General features: G+C 69.7%; 16 protein-coding genes and 1 pseudogene. 3 read left to right on the top strand and 14 right to left on the bottom strand.

The features are described 5' to 3' along the window. Positions 1 to 230 precede the first annotated feature (230 nt). The 6 genes and pseudogenes from ACFY9I_RS12665 to ACFY9I_RS12640 all read right to left on the bottom strand — a co-directional run. Positions 231 to 326 (bottom strand): annotated as a pseudogene (locus ACFY9I_RS12665) (N-6 DNA methylase); the annotation flags it as partial. A 218-nt stretch (positions 327 to 544) separates the two neighbouring features. After that, a complete protein-coding gene (locus tag ACFY9I_RS12660) occupies positions 545 to 2,296 on the bottom strand; it encodes a uroporphyrinogen-III synthase (protein WP_391000450.1) in 1,752 nt (583 codons plus the stop codon). Continuing rightward, on the bottom strand, positions 2,293 to 3,261 hold the full coding sequence (gene hemC / locus ACFY9I_RS12655) for a hydroxymethylbilane synthase (RefSeq protein ID WP_391000448.1): 969 nt from the start codon (positions 3,259 to 3,261) through the stop codon (positions 2,293 to 2,295). Before hemC ends, ACFY9I_RS12660 begins: the two co-directional genes overlap by 4 nt. Then, positions 3,258 to 5,021 carry a glutamyl-tRNA reductase gene (locus ACFY9I_RS12650; RefSeq protein WP_391000445.1) on the bottom strand — a complete coding sequence of 588 codons (1,764 nt, stop codon included), beginning with the start codon at positions 5,019 to 5,021 and terminating at the stop codon, positions 3,258 to 3,260. Before ACFY9I_RS12650 ends, hemC begins: the two co-directional genes overlap by 4 nt. Beyond that, positions 5,018 to 5,773 (bottom strand): redox-sensing transcriptional repressor Rex, encoded by a 756-nt coding sequence (locus ACFY9I_RS12645; RefSeq protein WP_391000443.1) that lies wholly within the window; start codon positions 5,771 to 5,773, stop codon positions 5,018 to 5,020. The genes ACFY9I_RS12650 and ACFY9I_RS12645 overlap by 4 nt, the downstream gene beginning before the upstream one ends. A gap of 312 nt (positions 5,774 to 6,085) precedes the next feature. Further along, positions 6,086 to 6,367: a glutaredoxin family protein gene (locus tag ACFY9I_RS12640; protein ID WP_391000440.1), complete on the bottom strand. Its 282-nt coding sequence runs from the start codon at positions 6,365 to 6,367 to the stop codon at positions 6,086 to 6,088. A gap of 197 nt (positions 6,368 to 6,564) precedes the next feature. On the opposite strand from ACFY9I_RS12640, the gene ACFY9I_RS12635 reads away from it, so the two are divergent. The 3 genes from ACFY9I_RS12635 to ACFY9I_RS12625 all read left to right on the top strand — a co-directional run bounded on the left by ACFY9I_RS12635 (position 6,565) and on the right by ACFY9I_RS12625 (position 10,223). Further along, positions 6,565 to 7,500: an HAD-IB family hydrolase gene (locus ACFY9I_RS12635; protein ID WP_391000438.1), complete on the top strand. Its 936-nt coding sequence runs from the start codon at positions 6,565 to 6,567 to the stop codon at positions 7,498 to 7,500. Between the two features lie 381 nt (positions 7,501 to 7,881). Continuing rightward, positions 7,882 to 8,709, top strand: a complete 828-nt coding sequence (locus ACFY9I_RS12630) for an ECF subfamily RNA polymerase sigma factor, BldN family (RefSeq protein WP_391000435.1) — start codon at positions 7,882 to 7,884, stop codon at positions 8,707 to 8,709. Positions 8,710 to 8,996: 287 nt separating this feature from the next. Further along, positions 8,997 to 10,223 carry a DUF5667 domain-containing protein gene (locus tag ACFY9I_RS12625; RefSeq protein ID WP_391000432.1) on the top strand — a complete coding sequence of 409 codons (1,227 nt, stop codon included), beginning with the start codon at positions 8,997 to 8,999 and terminating at the stop codon, positions 10,221 to 10,223. A 325-nt stretch (positions 10,224 to 10,548) separates the two neighbouring features. Here the strand turns inward: ACFY9I_RS12625 and ACFY9I_RS12620 are convergent, their stop codons facing one another. The 8 genes from ACFY9I_RS12620 to ACFY9I_RS12585 all read right to left on the bottom strand — a co-directional run bounded on the left by ACFY9I_RS12620 (position 10,549) and on the right by ACFY9I_RS12585 (position 17,670). Further along, complete coding sequence (locus ACFY9I_RS12620) at positions 10,549 to 11,628, bottom strand: 1-acyl-sn-glycerol-3-phosphate acyltransferase (protein WP_391000429.1); 1,080 nt, start codon at positions 11,626 to 11,628, stop codon at positions 10,549 to 10,551. 14 nt (positions 11,629 to 11,642) lie between these two features. Beyond that, entirely contained in the window at positions 11,643 to 12,710 is a 1,068-nt protein-coding gene (locus tag ACFY9I_RS12615; protein WP_391000426.1) for an NAD-dependent epimerase/dehydratase family protein, read from the bottom strand. 292 nt (positions 12,711 to 13,002) lie between these two features. Then, entirely contained in the window at positions 13,003 to 13,101 is a 99-nt protein-coding gene (locus tag ACFY9I_RS12610; protein ID WP_003948845.1) for a 30S ribosomal protein bS22, read from the bottom strand. A 168-nt stretch (positions 13,102 to 13,269) separates the two neighbouring features. Next, positions 13,270 to 13,482: a helix-turn-helix domain-containing protein gene (locus tag ACFY9I_RS12605; RefSeq protein ID WP_257542125.1), complete on the bottom strand. Its 213-nt coding sequence runs from the start codon at positions 13,480 to 13,482 to the stop codon at positions 13,270 to 13,272. 129 nt (positions 13,483 to 13,611) lie between these two features. Beyond that, a complete protein-coding gene (locus ACFY9I_RS12600) occupies positions 13,612 to 14,445 on the bottom strand; it encodes a phosphatase (protein WP_391000423.1) in 834 nt (277 codons plus the stop codon). 176 nt (positions 14,446 to 14,621) lie between these two features. Next, positions 14,622 to 15,797 (bottom strand): acetoin utilization protein AcuC, encoded by a 1,176-nt coding sequence (locus ACFY9I_RS12595; RefSeq protein ID WP_391000420.1) that lies wholly within the window; start codon positions 15,795 to 15,797, stop codon positions 14,622 to 14,624. Further along, complete coding sequence (locus tag ACFY9I_RS12590; RefSeq protein ID WP_391000417.1) at positions 15,748 to 16,971, bottom strand: MFS transporter; 1,224 nt, start codon at positions 16,969 to 16,971, stop codon at positions 15,748 to 15,750. Before ACFY9I_RS12590 ends, ACFY9I_RS12595 begins: the two co-directional genes overlap by 50 nt. 54 nt (positions 16,972 to 17,025) lie before the next feature. After that, positions 17,026 to 17,670 (bottom strand): HAD-IA family hydrolase, encoded by a 645-nt coding sequence (locus tag ACFY9I_RS12585; protein WP_391000414.1) that lies wholly within the window; start codon positions 17,668 to 17,670, stop codon positions 17,026 to 17,028. Positions 17,671 to 17,786: the final 116 nt, after the last annotated feature.

Here is a 17,786-nt window from a genome sequence, read left to right as displayed (position 1 = left end):
ACCTAAGCTACGCCCGCCCCACCACCCCCTTTGCCGACGCCCCGTCGGCAGCCGCGCACACGCCCTACGCCCCCTGAACCCCGCTCCAACTTCTGCGGGTCGTAGTCGACGGGTGGCCCCGGCTGGCAGGGCAGCAGCGGGTAGAGGACGGCGGCGGCGAACCGGACGCCCCACATGGCGGCCCCGTCATGGGGTTCCACACCCTCCGCTGAGCCCGGGTGAGCGGGTCTGCGGGCCGGCTTGCGCTCGAAGAACAGCACGTTGGCTTTGACGCCGCCCGCGTAGAAGATGCCGGTGGGCAGGCGCAGCAGGGTGTGCACGTCGTACTCGTCTGGTTGCCCAGGCCTTCGAGGAGTTGGCGCCGCTGTGTTGGGCGCCGCTGCTCAGCCTCCGGGGGAAGTGGAGGGAATTGCGAGAACCAATCCAGGACTGCATGGAATGGACTTGGACATCGCCCTGTCTCTGTCCATGTCCAGGGACAGAGACAGGGCGAACACTCGCGCCGGGAGCGGCAAGCCCAGGGCGCGCCGCTCCCCCGCGCCCCTCAGGTCGTAGATCTCCGCCGCCGCGCCCCCGGCCGCCGCTCACTCGGCCGAGTGACGGGACCCCCCGCCTCGACCGCAGCGGCACGCCGCCGCAATCCGAAGTCCGCCAGCGCCTCCGCGAGCTTGTGCACGGACGGCTCCGGAGCCATCACGTCCACCCGAAGCCCATGCTCCTCAGCCGTCTTCGCGGTGGCCGGCCCGATACAGGCGATCACCGTCACGTTGTGCGGCTTCCCGGCGATACCGACCAGGTTCCGCACGGTGGAGGACGACGTGAAGAGAACGGCGTCGAACCCGCCCCCCTTGATCGCCTCCCGGGTCTCGGCCGGCGGCGGCGACGCACGCACGGTCCGATAGGCCGTGACGTCGTCGACCTCCCACCCGAGCTCGATCAGCCCGGCGACCAGCGTCTCGGTCGCGATGTCGGCGCGCGGCAGGAAGACCCGGTCGATCGGATCGAAGACGGGGTCGTACGGCGGCCAGTCCTCCAGCAACCCGGCCGCGGACTGCTCCCCGCTCGGCACCAGATCCGGCTTCACACCGAACGCGATCAACGCCTTCGCGGTCTGCTCCCCGACCGCCGCGACCTTGATCCCTGCGAACGCACGGGCGTCGAGCCCGTACTCCTCGAACTTCTCCCGCACGGCCTTGACCGCGTTGACGCTCGTGAAGGCGATCCATTCGTACCGGCCGGTCACGAGCCCCTTGACGGCGCGCTCCATCTGCTGCGGCGTGCGCGGCGGCTCGACCGCGATCGTGGGCACCTCGTGCGGTACGGCCCCGTACGAGCGCAGTTGGTCGGAGAGCGAGGCGGCCTGCTCCTTCGTACGCGGTACGAGGACCCGCCACCCGAAGAGGGGCTTGCTCTCGAACCACGACAGTTGGTCGCGCTGGGCCGCGGCGGAACGCTCACCGACCACGGCTATCACCGGTTGGCCGGCCTCGGGCGAGGGCAGCACCTTGGCCTGCTTGAAGGTCTGCGCGATCGTGCCGAGCGTCGCGGTCCAGGTCCGCTGCCGGGTCGTCGTACCGGCGACGGTCACGGTCATCGGCGTATCGGGCTTACGGCCTGCGGCGACCAGCTCGCCCGCGGCCGCGGCCACGGTCTCCAGCGTCGCCGAGACCACGACCGTCCCGTCGGACGTGCCGACCTCCGCCCAGCACCGCTCGGACGCCGTGCGCGCGTCGACGAACCGCACGTCCGCGCCCTGCGCGTCCCGCAACGGCACACCGGCGTACGCGGGCACACCCACGGCGGCCGCCACACCGGGCACCACCTCGAACGGCACGCCGGCGGCGGCGCACGCCAGCATCTCCTCGGTGGCGTAAGTGTCCAGGCCAGGGTCCCCGGACACCGCACGCACGACCCGCTTGCCGCCCCGCGCGGCCTCCATGACAAGATGTGCGGCATCGCGCACAGCGGGTGCACCAACGGTTGTTGACGCGCCGTCAACAACCGTCAGCTGAGGCGTGCCTGTGCCCGGAAACGTATCCGCTGAAGTAGCCGCGGAAGAGGCAGAGGGCGCCCCGGTCGGTGCGGACGGCGGGCTGGAATCCGTGTCCAATAGGGCGACGCCCTCGCGGGCGTGGGTACGCACCACGTCGAGCACGTGGTGCTCGGCGATGAGAACGTCCGCGTTCGCCAGCGCCTCGACGGCGCGCAGTGTCAGCAGTCCCGGATCCCCGGGTCCGGCACCGAGGAAGGTGACGTGACCGTGGTCCGGACCGGCGGGAAGGGTGGTGGGGCTCAATGTGCTCGCTCCCCCATCAGACCGGCCGCGCCCTTAGCGAGCATCTCGGCGGCGAGTTCACGGCCGAGCGCCATTGCTTGGTCGTACGTCTCGGGCACGGGACCGGTGGTGGACAGCTGCACCAGCGTCGAGCCGTCGGTCGTGCCGACGACGCCGCGCAGGCGCATCTCCTTGACAATCTGCCCGTCGGCCAGCAGGTCGGCGAACGCACCCACAGGTGCGCTGCAACCGGCCTCCAGGGCGGCGAGCAGGGACCGCTCGGCGGTCACGGCGCCCCGTGTGTACGGGTCGTCGAGTCCGGCGAGCGCGGCGATCAGTTCCGCGTTGTCCGCGGCACATTCGATCGCGAGTGCCCCCTGGCCGGGGGCGGGCAAAACGGTGTCGACCGCGAGGAAGTCGGTCACTTCGTCGCTCCGCCCGATCCGGTTCAGTCCGGCGGCGGCCAGAACGACGGCGTCCAGCTCACCTTTCCGCACATACCCGATCCGGGTGTCTACGTTCCCGCGGATCGGAACCGTCTCGATCGTGAGCCCATGGCTGCGCGCGTACGCGTTCAGCTGGGACATCCGCCGGGGCGACCCGGTGCCGACCCGCGCGCCCTCGGGGAGCTGCTCGAAGGTCAGTCCGTCCCGGGCGACCAGCACGTCCCGCGCGTCCTCGCGCACCGGTACGGCGGCCAGCGCCAGGTCGTCCGGGTGCGTGGTCGGCAGGTCCTTGAGGGAGTGCACGGCGAAGTCGACCTCGCCGCGCAGCAGCGCCTCGCGCAGCGCGGTGACGAAGACGCCCGTGCCGCCGATCTGCGCCAGATGCTCGCGGGAGGCATCGCCGTACGTCGTGATCTCCACGAGTTCGACGGGCCGTCCGGTCAGTCGGCGGACCTCGTCCGCCACCTGCCCGGACTGGGCCATGGCGAGTTTGCTTCGCCTGGTCCCCAGCCTCAGGGCCCTGTTCTGCGGCTCACTCATGATCGCCCTCGGTTCTCGGCGTCGTTCTCCATGGTCCTGCTGTCCTCGGCCCGTGACACGGCGGCTACCGTCTCCTGGTCCAGGTCGAACAGGGTCCGCAGCGCGTCCGCGTACCCGGCGCCGCCGGGCTCGGCCGCGAGCTGCTTGACCCGTACGGTCGGCGCGTGCAGCAGCTTGTCGACGACGCGCCGCACGGTCTGGGTGATCTCGCCGCGGTGCTTGTCGTCGAGGCCCGGAAGCCGGCCCTCCAGGCGAGCTATCTCGGTCGCGACGACATCGGCGGCCATGGCGCGCAGCGCCACGACGGTGGGGGTGATGTGCGCGGCCCGCTGAGCGGCGCCGAAGGCCGCCACCTCGTCCGAAACGATCCTCCGCACCATGTCGACGTCGGAGGCCATCGGAGCGTCGGCGGAGACCTCGGCGAGCGACTCGATGTCGACCAGCCGCACCCCGGCCAGCCGGTGCGCGGCGGCGTCGATGTCCCGGGGCATCGCCAGGTCCAGCAGCGCCAGCACGGGCGCGGGCCGGGGCACCTCGACGACGGGCTCGGGCCGGCGCAGCTCGGTGATCCGCCCGGTCACGGCCACGGTCGCGACGAGCGCGGCGATCACCTCGGCGTCGGCCGCCGGCGTACGCGCGGTCTCGCGCTCCGGCGTACGACGGCTCGCGCGCCGGTCCACGGTCGCGTTGTCGACCCAGGCCGCGTGCTGCTCCAGGGTGGCCGCGTCCATCCCGGCCACCGCGGCCTCCCCGAGCACGGAGAAGCCGCCGCCCTGCACGGCGGGCAGATCGAGGGGGCATTCGTCGTCGCCGAGGGAAGTCGGTGGCAGGACCTGCCGTATGTCGGTACGCGGCTCGGCCTCCGCGGGGAGTGCGCCCTCGGGCACTCGGCCCTCGACGGCCGCGGCGACCATCTCGGCGGTCAGGACCAGACCCGTGGCGCCCGTACAGGAGATGGTGACGTCAGCACGTGTCAGCTCGGCCGGCACCGATCCCATCGGTACCGCGCGGGCCAGCACACCCGCTCCGCCCGTTCCGTCCGTCTCGGTGGGACGGTGTCCGTACTGCTCTTCGAGCAGGCGTGCGAGACGCTCCGCCCGGTCGAAGGTCCGGTTGGCGATCACGATCTCGGCGACGCCCGCGCGCGCCAGCGTCGCGGCGGCCAGCGAGGACATCGACCCGGCGCCGATCACGACGGCCCGCTTGCCCCGGGCCCAGCTCTCGACGTCCGCGCCGGCGGTGAACTGCTCCAGACCGAAGGTCACCAGCGACTGCCCGGCCCGGTCGATCCCGGTCTCGGAGTGCGCCCGCTTGCCGACCCTCAGGCCCTGCTGGAACAGGTCGTTCAGCAGGCGCCCGGCGGTGTGCAGCTCCTGCGCCCGCGCCAGCGCGTCCTTGATCTGCCCGAGGATCTGCCCCTCGCCGACGACCATGGAGTCCAGTCCGCAGGCCACCGAGAAGAGGTGGTGGACGGCCCGGTCCTCGTAGTGCACGTACAGGTACGGCGTCAGCTCGTCGAGCCCCACCCCGCTGTGCTGGGCGAGCAGCGTCGACAGTTCGGCGACGCCCGCGTGGAACTTGTCCACGTCGGCGTACAGCTCGATGCGGTTGCAGGTGGCCAGTACGGCGGCCTCGGTGGCCGGCTCGGCGGCGACCGTGTCCTGAAGCAACTTGATCTGTGCGTCCAGGGACAGCGCCGCCCGCTCCAGCACACTCACCGGAGCGCTGCGATGGCTCAGCCCGACGACCAGGAGACTCATGCCGGCATCACGACGGGGACATCCCCGTCGGGTCCCTTCCCGGACTCCTTCGGAGTCAGCGCCACGGCCTCGGCCTCGCCCGCGGCTTCCTCCCCCGCCTTGCGCTGCTCGTGGAAGGCGAGGATCTGCAGCTCGATGGAGAGATCCACCTTGCGTACGTCGACCCCGTCCGGCACGGACAGGACGGTCGGCGCGAAGTTCAGGATCGAGGTGACCCCGGCGGCGACCAGCCGGTCGCACACCTGCTGGGCGGCCCCGGCGGGGGTGGCGATCACCCCGATGGACACCCCGTTGTCCTCGATGATCTTTTCCAGCTCGTCCGAGTGCTGGACCGGAATGCCCGCGACCGGCTTCCCCGCCATCGCCGGATCGGCGTCTATCAGCGCGGCGACCCGGAATCCACGGGAGGCGAACCCGCCGTAGTTGGCGAGCGCGGCGCCGAGGTTACCGATACCGACGATCACGACCGGCCAGTCCTGGGTCAGCCCCAGCTCACGCGAGATCTGGTAGACGAGATACTCGACGTCGTACCCCACACCCCGCGTCCCGTAGGAGCCCAGGTACGAGAAGTCCTTGCGCAGCTTCGCGGAATTGACCCCGGCGGCGGCCGCCAGTTCCTCGGATGAAACGGTGGGTACCGAGCGCTCCGACAGTGCGGTCAGGGCACGGAGGTACAGCGGAAGCCTGGCGACGGTGGCCTCGGGAATCCCTCGGCTACGGGTCGCCGGTCGGTGAGTTCGGCCAGTTGCCACGGTGCTCCTGCGGGTAGAGCGGGGCTGCGGGCGGTCAAGCGTCCCCAGACCGCCCCGTCGACAGCAGGCTATGTCTTTGTGAACGCGTGCACAAAGATGGTGTCCGATTTGCCCGGCCAACGTGACCGGGGTCACGCACGCCCGACGCACGCGCAGGGAACCGGCACACACGTACCTTCGTTCCTCACCGGACGCCTTGCTCCACGGGGGCAAAACCGCACACTCTCCTCACGAATCCCGCCCCCGAGACCAACCAGCCCGTCGATCCTAAGCGACTATTGGGACCACTTGGACTGGTCGGTCAGGTCACATTCAGGACAGCGCTTTCCGCAGCCGCTCCTCATTCACACGCCAGAAGGTGTGCTGAGCGCCGTCCACCAGCACCACCGGGATCTGCTCCCAGTACCGCCGGTGCAGTTCCGCGTCCTCGGTGATGTCCTTCTTCTCCCACGGAACGCCCAGCTCACCGCAGACCTTCTCGATCACCGTCTGGGCGTCGTCGCACAGGTGGCAGCCGGGCTTCCCGATCAGTGTGACGAGACGCTCACGGGAATTCTTCGGCGTCCGCCGGAACATCGCACTCATGTCGGCCATTGTCACTCCGCACCCGATGTCCACACCCCTTCCTCACCACGAAGCGCACGACCTGCCCTTTTCCCCACCGGTTCCTCCCCGCCGCGCACGGTGACACTCCGACCGGACCACTTCTTCGACGACACGGCCGTAAAGAGTTCACCACCTGCAAACCTCTCCACTCCGGAAGTACCGAACAGACTGGCTATGCTCACGACATGGCCGCTCTCGGATGGCTCACTCCCCGTAGGCGCTCCGCCACGGCGCGGAGCGTTTTGGCAGGCGAGGCCTCTGCGGAGGCAGCGCGCAAGTCCTCGCAGCAACTGGAGGACATCTCCCCCGCGCCCGACGCCGTCAAGGAGCCGGAATTCCCGGTCCTCGGCGACGACAAGGCCGCCGCCTTCTTCGATCTCGACAACACCGTCATGCAGGGCGCCTCGCTCTTCCACTTCGGCCGGGGCCTGTACAAACGGAAGTTCTTCGAGACCCGCGACCTCGCCCGGTTCGCCTGGCAGCAGGCATGGTTCCGGCTGGCGGGGTCCGAGGACCCCGAGCACATGCAGGACGCCCAGAACTCCGCGCTCTCCATCGTCCAGGGCCACCGCGTCGCCGAACTGACCATCATCGGCGAGGAGATCTACGACGAGTACATGGCCGAGCGCATCTGGCCGGGCACCCGTGCCCTGGCCCAGGCCCACCTCGACGCCGGACAGAAGGTGTGGCTGGTCACCGCCGCGCCCGTGGAGATCGCCCAGGTGATCGCCCGCCGTCTGGGCCTGACCGGCGCACTGGGCACGGTCGCGGAGTCCGTCGACGGCGTCTACACCGGCAAGCTCGTCGGTGAGCCGCTGCACGGCCCCGCGAAGGCCGAGGCCGTACGGGCCCTGGCCGCCGCGGAGGACCTGGACCTCTCGCGCTGCGCCGCGTACAGCGACTCCCACAACGACATCCCGATGCTCTCGCTCGTGGGCCATCCGTACGCCATCAACCCGGACTCCAAACTCCGCAAGCACGCCCGCGAGATGGACTGGCGGCTGCGTGACTACCGCACCGCCCGCAAGGCCGCCAAGGTCGGCCTCCCCGCCGCGGCGGGCGTGGGCGCGGTGGCCGGCGGAACGGCGGCCGCGATCGCGCTGCACCGCCGCCGCCGCTGAACGGCTGATCGTTTCTCGAACGCCGGAGGGGCCGGGTTTCCCGGCCCCTCCGGCGTTCGCGCGTCCGACCCTGTGACCCGGCATTCCAGCCGTCCTACCCCCACCACCACCCCCTCAGTCACGCCGTCCGTACCCGACCACAACAGGCCCCGCACCCAGACGGAACACGAACTCAATCGATCAACAACCGATCACGGAACGGCACTTGAGCAGCCGTCAATCAGTAACAGAAGCGACGTAATCGATGATTTGAGCAACTGGGTGTAGCAGTGCCTGCACGAAGCGTTATTCTCCTCAAACGCAAACGGGTACCCCTCCGTCGCTACGACGGGTGAAAGGTTCCGTACTGCACGTGATGGAAGCTCTGCCTCTGGGAGTCCCGTGTACCCACACGTCGGGGTTGACGCCTCGGGCCTGGCTACGCTGCGCGCGACGGTCAACCAACTGTTGCGCGGCTTCGTCCCCACCGCGTACGCCGTCCCCGCCCTCGCCACCTCCGCCGCGCCCGTCGGTCCGTGCTACGCACTGGCCGACGGCGTCGAGCAGGGGCCGGCGCGAAGCGCTGTCGTCGAGGGGCGGTGGTCGGGTGACGGGCGGGCGGGCAGACGAGGCCGTTCGGGATCCACCGCCACCACCACCCGCCGGCCTGCCGCGGACAGCGACAGCGCCCGCATGATGGACCTCGTCGAACGCGCCCAGTCCGGCGAGACCGACGCCTTCGGCCGCCTGTACGACCAGTACAGCGACACCGTCTACCGCTACATCTACTACCGCGTCGGCGGCAAGGCGACCGCCGAGGACCTCACCAGTGAGACGTTCCTGCGCGCACTGCGCCGCATCGGCACGTTCACCTGGCAGGGCCGCGACTTCGGCGCCTGGCTGGTCACCATCGCCCGCAACCTGGTGGCCGACCACTTCAAGTCCAGCCGCTTCCGCCTGGAAGTCACCACCGGCGAGATGCTCGACGCCAACGAGGTCGAGCGCTCCCCCGAGGACTCCGTCCTGGAGTCCCTCTCCAACGCTGCACTGCTCGAGGCCGTACGCCGCCTCAACCCCCAGCAGCAGGAGTGCGTCACCCTCCGCTTCCTCCAGGGCCTCTCCGTCGCCGAGACCGCCCGCGTCATGGGCAAGAACGAGGGCGCGATCAAGACCCTCCAGTACCGCGCGGTGCGCACCCTCGCCCGCCTCCTCCCGGACGACGCCCGCTGAACCCCGCCGACCGGGACGACCACCACTGAGCGACACCGCGACCGGACGCGCCGATCATCCACGTTCAGCGACGCTCAACTCACGCTCCGTCGAAGTCCGTTGCCTTCCTCGTCCGATCATCCGCCGTCCGTAACCCAAGTGCCAAGCCGCTCGTTGTGCGGGATACAGGCTCCCTGTGGTCGCGCCCCGGCCGACACCGATCACTCGATCGTGTGCACCGGTCGGAGACGTGCAACCCTCAGGACCCCCTGGGGAGTCGACCGTCATGACGAGAGGAGGTGCCGCCAGTGATCGCGAACGTATCGGCGCACCGGCGGGCGAACGCCTTCGCCCAGGCCCTGGAGGAGCAGTCCGACCGGGGCACGGCGGCCGAGCAGCCCGAGGGATCGGCACCGGCCCGGGCAGCGGAACAGACCGAGCAGGGCCGCCTGTTGGCCCTCACGACCGGTCTGGACGAGCTGCCCAAGCCAGTGCTCGACCCCGAGGTCAAGGTCGTCCATCGCGCCCAACTGGTGGCCGCGATGGAAGCCATGCTGCGGGACGGCACACTGCCGGGGCGCGAGGCGGACCCTTCGGTGCCCGAGCAGCGGCAAGGCAAGGCACGAGGCGCGCACCGGGCGAGGCCGCTGGGGAAGCTGCGACCACGGTCGCGCCTGACGAAGGGCCTCGCCGCTGGCGGGCTCAGCGTCGGTGTGGCCGCGAGCGCGTTCGGCGGTGTGGCCGCCGCCAGCTCGGACGCCCTGCCCGGTGACTCGCTCTACGGCCTCAAGCGCGGCATCGAGGACGTGAAACTCACCCTGGCCGACGACAGCGACGACCGCGGCCGGCTCTACCTGGACCAGGCGTCCACCCGGCTCGGCGAGGCCCACCGCCTCATGGAACGCGGGCGCGGCGGACAGCTCGACCACGAGTCCCTCGGCGAGATCCGCCGCGCCCTCAGCGGCATGCGGCACGACGCCTCCGAGGGCCACCGACTACTCCACGAGGCGTTCGCACGGGACCCTGACTCGCTGGGCCCCATCCAAGCCCTCTCGGCCTTCTCCCGGTCCCACCGCCAGGCCTGGGGCGCGCTCCGCGACCGGCTGCCCGTGCAGCTCGGGGACGTGAGTCAGCAGGTGTCGTCGGTCTTCGACGCCATAGACGAAGAGGTCGCCCCGCACTCGTCGCTGCTGCCGCCGCCCCCGGCTCAGGGCGGCGACGACAAACAGCGCTCCCCGGGCTCCGACACCCCCGGCTCCACCGACCCCGGCCGCCCGGCCCCCAGCGCCAGCGGCGGTTCGGTCGGCGGCCCCGAGAAGAGCGACAGCAAGCCGAAGCCGTCCACCTCGGACAGCAGCGGCGAAGGCCTCGTCGGCGGCACCACCGGTGGCCTCCTGGACCCGCCCCAGGACGACACGACCAGCACCTCCCCGTCCACCGGCAAGTCCACCCCGACCCAGCCCGATGTCACCGTCCCGCCCCTCCTCCCGGGCCTCCTACCCGGCCTGGGCATCGACGGCGAGACCGGCAACTAGTCCCATACGACGGTGGGGGCGCCCTTCTTCCAGAAGGACGCCCCCACCGTCGTACACACGGGCAACCGGCGACGCCACGCAGGACCATCCGACCGCCGGTCCCACGCACCGCGGGCGCCCGGATCGCCGGTCACGCAGCTGCGGGCCGCAGGTCACGCGTGACCGCGGACCCTCGGGCCATCGGCCGGCCATGCCTGGCTGCGGGCAGTCGTGCCGCTGGGGCGGCACGGGACGGGTGGGCGCAAGCGGCACCTCGCAACCGCCGAGCAGCGGACCCCACCCCCGCCCAGCCCGACCGCCGGATGCCCAGCCGACCGACCGCCCCTCAGAAGAACACCGACCGCCGCTGCACCAGCAACTTGTACAACGTGTGCTGGATCTGCTCACGCACCTGATCCGTCAGATTGAACATCAGCATCGGATCCTCGGCCGCCTCCGGCGGATACCCATCCGTCGGAATCGGCTCACCGAACTGGATCGTCCACTTCGTCGGCAACGGCACCGCCCCCAGCGGCCCGAGCCACGGAAAAGTGGGCGTGATCGGGAAGTACGGGAATCCGAGCAGCCGCGCGATCGTCTTCGAGTTCCCGATCATCGGATAGATCTCCTCCGCGCCCACGATCGAGCACGGAATGATCGGCGTACCGGTCCGCAGCGCCGTGGAGACAAAGCCACCACGCCCGAACCGCTGGAGCTTGTAGCGGTCCCCGAAGGGCTTGCCGAGCCCCTTGAAGCCCTCCGGCATGACCCCGACCAGCTCACCCTGCTGGAGCAACCGCGAGGCGTCCTCCGCGCACGCGAGAGTGTGACCGAGCTTGCGGGCCAGCTCATTGACCACCGGCAGCATGAAGACCAGGTCAGCCGCGAGCAGCCGCAGATGGCGGCCGGTGGGATGGTTGTCATGGACGGCGACCTGCATCATCAGACCGTCCATCGGCAGCGTCCCGGAGTGGTTGGCGACGATCAGGGCGCCACCGTCCGTCGGGATGTTCTCGATGCCCTTCACCTCGACCCGGAAGTACTTCTCGTACAGGGGCCGCAGCAGCGACATCAGCACCTGGTCGGTGAGCTCGGCGTCGTAGCCGAAGTCGTCGACCTCGTAGTCACCCGTGAGCCGCTTGCGCAGGAAGGCGAGACCGCCCGCGATCCGTCGCTCCAGGCCGCCACTGTCCGCTGCCTCGGCGCCCCCCTGGGACGCCTCCGGCTTCTCCCGTGTCACAGGAACATCATCGGTGCTGGTCGGCCGTCCCGGGAGGGCCTGGACCTCACCGGATTCACGAACGTCCCGCACGACCGCGCTCTCGCCGTTGCGCCGACTCCCCGTACTCCGGCGGCGCGGCGGGCGCTGCACGGCACCCCCGCGCGCCCGGTCGTCGTCGAACGGAATGACCTTGGCATCCGCCATCGTTGATGCGCTCCTCAGTTGGCGCTCTGCGTCGGGGGGTGACCGCCGCCCGGAACGGGCACGGGCAGGGCGGCGATCCGGTCGATGGCCCCGGCCAGGGCCTCCGGGGGCAGCAACCCGGGCCCCCTGCTGCGGGCGAAGTCCGCGAAGGTCTCCATGGTCGTGTACTTGGCCCGGTAGCCCAGCGTCTCCCGCATCTGGTGCGTCGACACGACCCGCCCGTGGGTCAGCAGCCGGAGCTGCTCCGGCGAGAAGTCCGTCACGCCGAGCGTACGGACCATGGAGCCGAGCCAGCTGACCGCCGGCATCAGCAACGGCACGGTCGGCCGGCCCAGCCGCCGCGCGCACTGCGAGAGCAGCAGGACACCGTCACCGGCGATGTTGAACGTGCCGCTGTTGAGGGTGCCCCGCGTCGGCTCGTGCGAGGCGATCCGCAGCACCTCGATCACATCGTCCTCGTGCACGAACTGCAGCCGGGGGTCGTAGCCCAGCACGGTCGGCAGCACGGGCAGCGAGAAGTAGGAGGCGAGCGGCGAATCGGCGCTCGGACCGAGGATGTTGGCGAACCGCAGCACGCACACGGCCACATCGGGTCGCCGCCGCGCGAAGCCGCGGACGTACCCCTCGACCTCGACGGTGTCCTTCGCGAAGCCGCCGCTGGGCAGGGACTTGGGCGGCGTGGTCTCGGTGAACACGGCCGGGTCACGGGGCGCGGAGCCGTACACGTTCGTACTGGACTTCACGACCAGACGCTTGATCGACGGGGACTTCTGGCAGGCACCGAGCAACTGCATGGTGCCGATGACGTTGGTCTCCTTCAGCGTGGTCCGGCCACCACTGCCCAACGGGGTGCCCGTGACATCCATGTGCACCACGGTGTCCACGTTGTACTCGGCCAGGACACGGGCTATGGCGGGCTGGCGGATGTCGGCCTGCACGAAGTCCGCGCCGCCCAGATGATGTCCCGGCGGCACCGCGTCCACCGCGATGACCCGGTCGACCTGCGGGTCACGCTGGATCCGTCGGACGAACCGGCCACCCAACTGACGGGCCACCCCGGTCACGAGCACGACCTTGCCCAAGATCAGCGCCTTCCTTCCAGCCGTCGGCTCTCGTTGGCGTAACTCTGCCGGTGGTCTGCCGCGTTCCCCATGTGCGGCCACGTTAGCGGGTCGATGTCGCGCTGTGACGACCGCGACCCCGTCAACGACCGGCAAAAAACAACGACCGACCCAAAAAACCGTGACCCCCCACCGCATTCGGTGGGGGGTCACGACAACGCGCTCTCAGCAGCGCTCGCGCAAGCAAGCAAGGCGTACGGCCCCCTTACGCGACGGGGGCCGGCCAGGACCCCTTCTCAGGGGCCGGACCGCCTTACTTCTTGTTGCGACGCTGAACGCGGGTGCGCTTGAGCAGCTTGCGGTGCTTCTTCTTGGCCATCCGCTTGCGCCGCTTCTTGATAACAGAGCCCACGACTACCCTCGCTCACTTCTCATCACTCGGTGTTTGGGCGCCATGGGCCCATACGACCTACGAGGGGCCAGCCTACCCGTCCGAGCGCTGAGGTCGTAATCGAGGGGGAACCGGGGGTATCCCAGAGGTCCCTCAGGCCCTCTCGAACGCCCCCGGCCCCGGTGACCGTCAGGCTGTCTCCACCCCCACGTAGCTCTCGCGGAGGTACTCGTGAACCGCTTGCTCCGGCACCCGGAAGGACCTGCCCACCCGGATCGCCGGCAGATGACCGCTGTGCACCAAGCGGTACACGGTCATCTTCGACACTCGCATCACCGAGGCGACTTCCGCCACGGTCAGGAACGCGACCTCGTTCAGAGGCCTCTCGCCAGCTGCAGCCATGACACACCTGAACCTTCCGCACTCGACGGCCACCGGCTTCCCCTTCCGGTGACTCTTCGTCGTTGCGTGCTCACTCCCCAATGTAGGGGCGGGTGATGCGAGTGGGGAAGAGGGGATGCCATCGGCGGCCTACTGTGACAGACACGCCCGTTTGAGTACGTAGCGGGTCAGCGGTCGGTAGTAAGCAGACCGCACACCGTCATCAAGTGGAACGGCGACGGACACCCGCCCCTCCGCCTCCCCCACGAAAAGCGCCGGATCGTCCGTATCGGCCAGACCGATCGCCTCGAACCCCAGCTGACCTGCCCCGCAGACCCATCCGTGGTCTCCCACCACAAGTTCCGGGAGCGGCTCGCCGGCCTCCGCCACGGCCGCCAGAACCGTCCGAACCGGCAGCGGTGAATGAGTGTGCACGCCGGTCGCACAACCGGGGCGCAAGGCGGTCGCCTCCCGGACGAGGGCGACACCTCGTACGTAGTCAAGGTTGTACGTGCGTAGGCCAAACCGGGTCGTTATGTCGACACGTCTACCCGTCGCAGGGGTGAGAACCTCACATCCCACCGACGACAAAGCGTCCGTCAACGCGCCGTAGAAGCCGATCAGCCGATGCGGGTGCCCGGTCCCGAAAAGCACCGGCCCACCACTGCGGGCGACCGCCCCGAGCCGGTCCGCGAACCGGTCCAGCGCCCGCAACGTCCGTTCCGGATCAATCACATCCTGCCCCGAGGTACACCCCGGATCGGCCGAAACCCCACACTTCTCCGCCATCAACCCGAGCACATCCCGCTGCTCCCAGGTCATTTCTGGATCGAGCCCGATCAGAAACCGAGGATCCCGAGCCGCGAACAACCGATAACTCCGCAGACTCACCTCCCGAGCGGTGGCGATCCTCCCAGCCAGCCCAGAGGCAACCAGATGCTCTCGCACCGCCCCGACACTCACCACGCCTCGATGCTGACGCATGGATCAGCCCCCGCGCCCGGAAACCCCATGCCGAACCACACAGTTGGCGTAACGAACCCTAGGGGCGCGGGGAACCGCGCGAACGGGGTCCGGGGCAGAGCCCTGCGTCTTGACGAGGGTCGAGGGGCGCACAGCCCGTGGGATGGGACGGGTAGGAGCGGCGGGGGCGAAACCCTCTACGGCAACAACCCCCGCAACGGAAACACAGCCTTCCGAGCCGCGAGCACGGCCTGGTCCAACCGATCCGCAGGGTCGTACCCCGCCTCCCAGCCCGCCCACCCCACAGGCCACCGCCCATCAGTCATCCGCACCGGCGCCAACTGCCGCGTAAGCGCGAACACCCGCTGCCGCCACTCCTCGGGAATCACCGCCTCGGGCGCGATCTCCCGCCCCGCCGCGATCCCCACCAGATGCGTCCAGGACCGCGGCACCACATCCACCACCGCGTACCCACCCCCACCGAGCGCGACCCACCGCCCGTCCGCGTGCTCGTGCGCCAGCTCGTGCAGAGCTATCTGCACCGCCCGCTGCGCGTCCAACGACACCGCCAGGTGCGCCAGCGGATCCTCGAAGTGCGTGTCCGCCCCGTGCTGTGTCACCAGCACCTGCGGCCGGAAGTCGGCCAGCACCTCCGGCACCACCGCGTGGAACGCCCGCAGCCACCCCGCGTCCCCGGTCCCCGCCGGCAACGCCACGTTCACGGCGGACCCCTCCGCGCTGGACGAATTTCCCGTCTCCTCGGGCCACCCGGTCTGCGGAAACAGCGTCCGTGGATGCTCGTGCAGCGAGATCGTCAGCACCCGGGGATCTTCCCAGAACGCGGCCTGCACCCCGTCCCCGTGATGCACGTCCACATCCACGTACGCGACCCGCTCGGCACCCAGCTCCAGCAACCGGGCGATGGCGATCGACGCGTCGTTGTAGATACAGAACCCCGAGGCGCCCCCGGGCATCGCATGGTGCAGCCCGCCCGCGAAGTTCACCGCGTGCAACGCGTCGCCGCGCCACACGGCCTCGGCCGCCCCCACCGACTGTCCGGCGATCAGAGCCGACACCTCGTGCATCCCGGCGAAGGCCGGATCATCCACGGTCCCCAGCCCGTACGCACCGTCGGCCCCCGCCGGATTCGCGGACGCGGCCTTCACCGCCGCCACATAGTCCTCGCGATGCACGAGCCGCAGGGTCGACTCCCCGGCGGGCTTCGCCGCGACGACGTCCATCTCCCGGTCGAGCCCGAAGGCACTCACCAGACTCCGGGTCAACGCCAGCCGGACCGGATCCATCGGATGGTCCGGCCCGAAGTCATAGCCCGTTACTGCCTCGTCCCACATCAGCTGTGCGCGGCCGCTCATGCTTGCCACCGTATCGGTCCGATTCGGTCTCGAACGACCGGGCGTACACCAACGTCACCAGCACCAACACCATCGGTACGAGCATCGCCCCCCGATAGCTCCACAGGTCCCCCAACGCGCCCACCAACGGAGAACCGATCAGAAACCCGACATAGTTGAAGATATTCAGCCGAGCGACAGCCGCATCCGAAGCCCCGGGGAACAGCCGTCCCGCCGCCGCGAACGTCTGCGGCACCAGAACACACAACCCGAGCCCCAGCAGGGTGAACCCGAGCATCCCGACCCAGGCCCCCGGCGCCCCCGCCACCACGGCGAACCCGACGGCCGCCACCAGCGCTCCGGCCCGTACGACGGCCGCCGCCCCGAACCTCCGCACCCCGAAGTCCCCGAGGGACCGGCCGATCAGCGTGGTGACCATATAGACGTTGTAGGGCACGGTCGCCAACTGCTCACTGCTCCCGAGCACATCCTGGAGATATTTGGCACTCCAGTTGGAGACGGTCGAGTCCCCGATGTACGCGAAGCACATGACCAGACAGAGCGGCAGCAGCATCGCGAAGGCGACCGACCCACCCGCCCCCGCCTCGACGGCGTTCTCTCTCTTCTCTTCCACCGGCCCCGCGTCGACGTACCACCGGCTCCCCACCAGCGCGGCCGGCAGCAGCACGACCACCACCGGCAGATACGACACGAGCAGTGGCAGCTCCCAGTGCGCCCCCACCCACGCCAGCGAGGCCCCGGCTATCCCGCCCAGGCTGTACACGGCGTGGAAGCCGAGCATGATGCTCCGCCCGTACGCCCGCTGCAGGCTGACCCCGAGCATGTTCATGGACGCGTCGAGCGCACCCACCGCCAGCCCGAACGCCGCCAGCGAAACCCCGAGCACGACCATGTGCTCTCCGGCACCCACCCCGAGCAGCGCCAGGAGCACGACGGGCTGGGACCACCGCAGCACCCGGCTCGGCGGCACTCGCTTCACCAACTGCTCGGTGCAGACGCTGCCGAGCCCGGCGAGGACCGGCACGGCGGCGAGGAAGGCGGGCAACAGCGCGTCGGAGACCCCGTACCGGTCCTGAATGGCCGGAATTCGTGTCACGAGCAGCGCGAAGGCGACACCCTGAGCGAAGAAGCTGAACGCCAACGCGGCCCGACCGCGCCGCAGCACATCTGTCATGGCGGCACATTAGGGGTCATGACCTGCCCAAGGGTAGAGGAAGTTGAATACTGCTCAACTAAGCAGGTCGAGGAGCGCCTCCATGTCCGAGAAGTACCCCTTGGCTCCGGCGAGCTTCTCGGCGGGCGTCATCGCCGTGAACCCGTACACATCCATACCGGCCGCGAGACCGGCCCGCACTCCGAGCGGGCTGTCCTCGACCACGGCGCACCTCTCCGGTGCGACGCCCATCCGCTCGGCCGCGTGCAGGAAGAGATCCGGTGCCGGCTTCCCCCGCCCCACGTCCTGCGAACTGAACACGCGCCCGTCCCCGAACCACCGGTCGAGCCCGGTCTTCCGATGCCCGACCCGGATCCGCTCATGACTTCCGGACGAGGCCACGCAGTACGGCACGTCGTCCGCGACCAACTTTTCCAGCACAGCCGCCGCACCTGGCACGGGCTCCAACTCCCGCTCGAACGCGGCGAACACCCGCCGGTGGAAGACGTCGTCGAAGTCCCCCGGCAGCGTCCTTCCGGTCCTCTCCAGGACCAGTTCGTGAATCCGGTGCATGGCCGACCCCATGTAATCCCGGACGGAGTCCTCGTACGATGTCGGGTGCCCGAGTTCCGTGAGGTACTCGGCGAGATAGCGATTGGAAATCGGCTCACTGTCGACGAGAACACCGTCATTGTCGAAGATCACGAGGTCATAGCGCATGACTCGACCTTAATCGACCGCAAACGCAGAAAGCCCCCGCCGGTAACCCGGCAGGGGCTCTCACACAATTTGTTCGGCGGCGTCCTACTCTCCCACAGGGTCCCCCCTGCAGTACC

Source organism: Streptomyces sp. NPDC012510, assembly GCF_042955065.1.
GTDB lineage: Bacteria > Actinomycetota > Actinomycetes > Streptomycetales > Streptomycetaceae > Streptomyces.
This window is presented reverse-complemented; position numbering and strand designations above follow the sequence as displayed.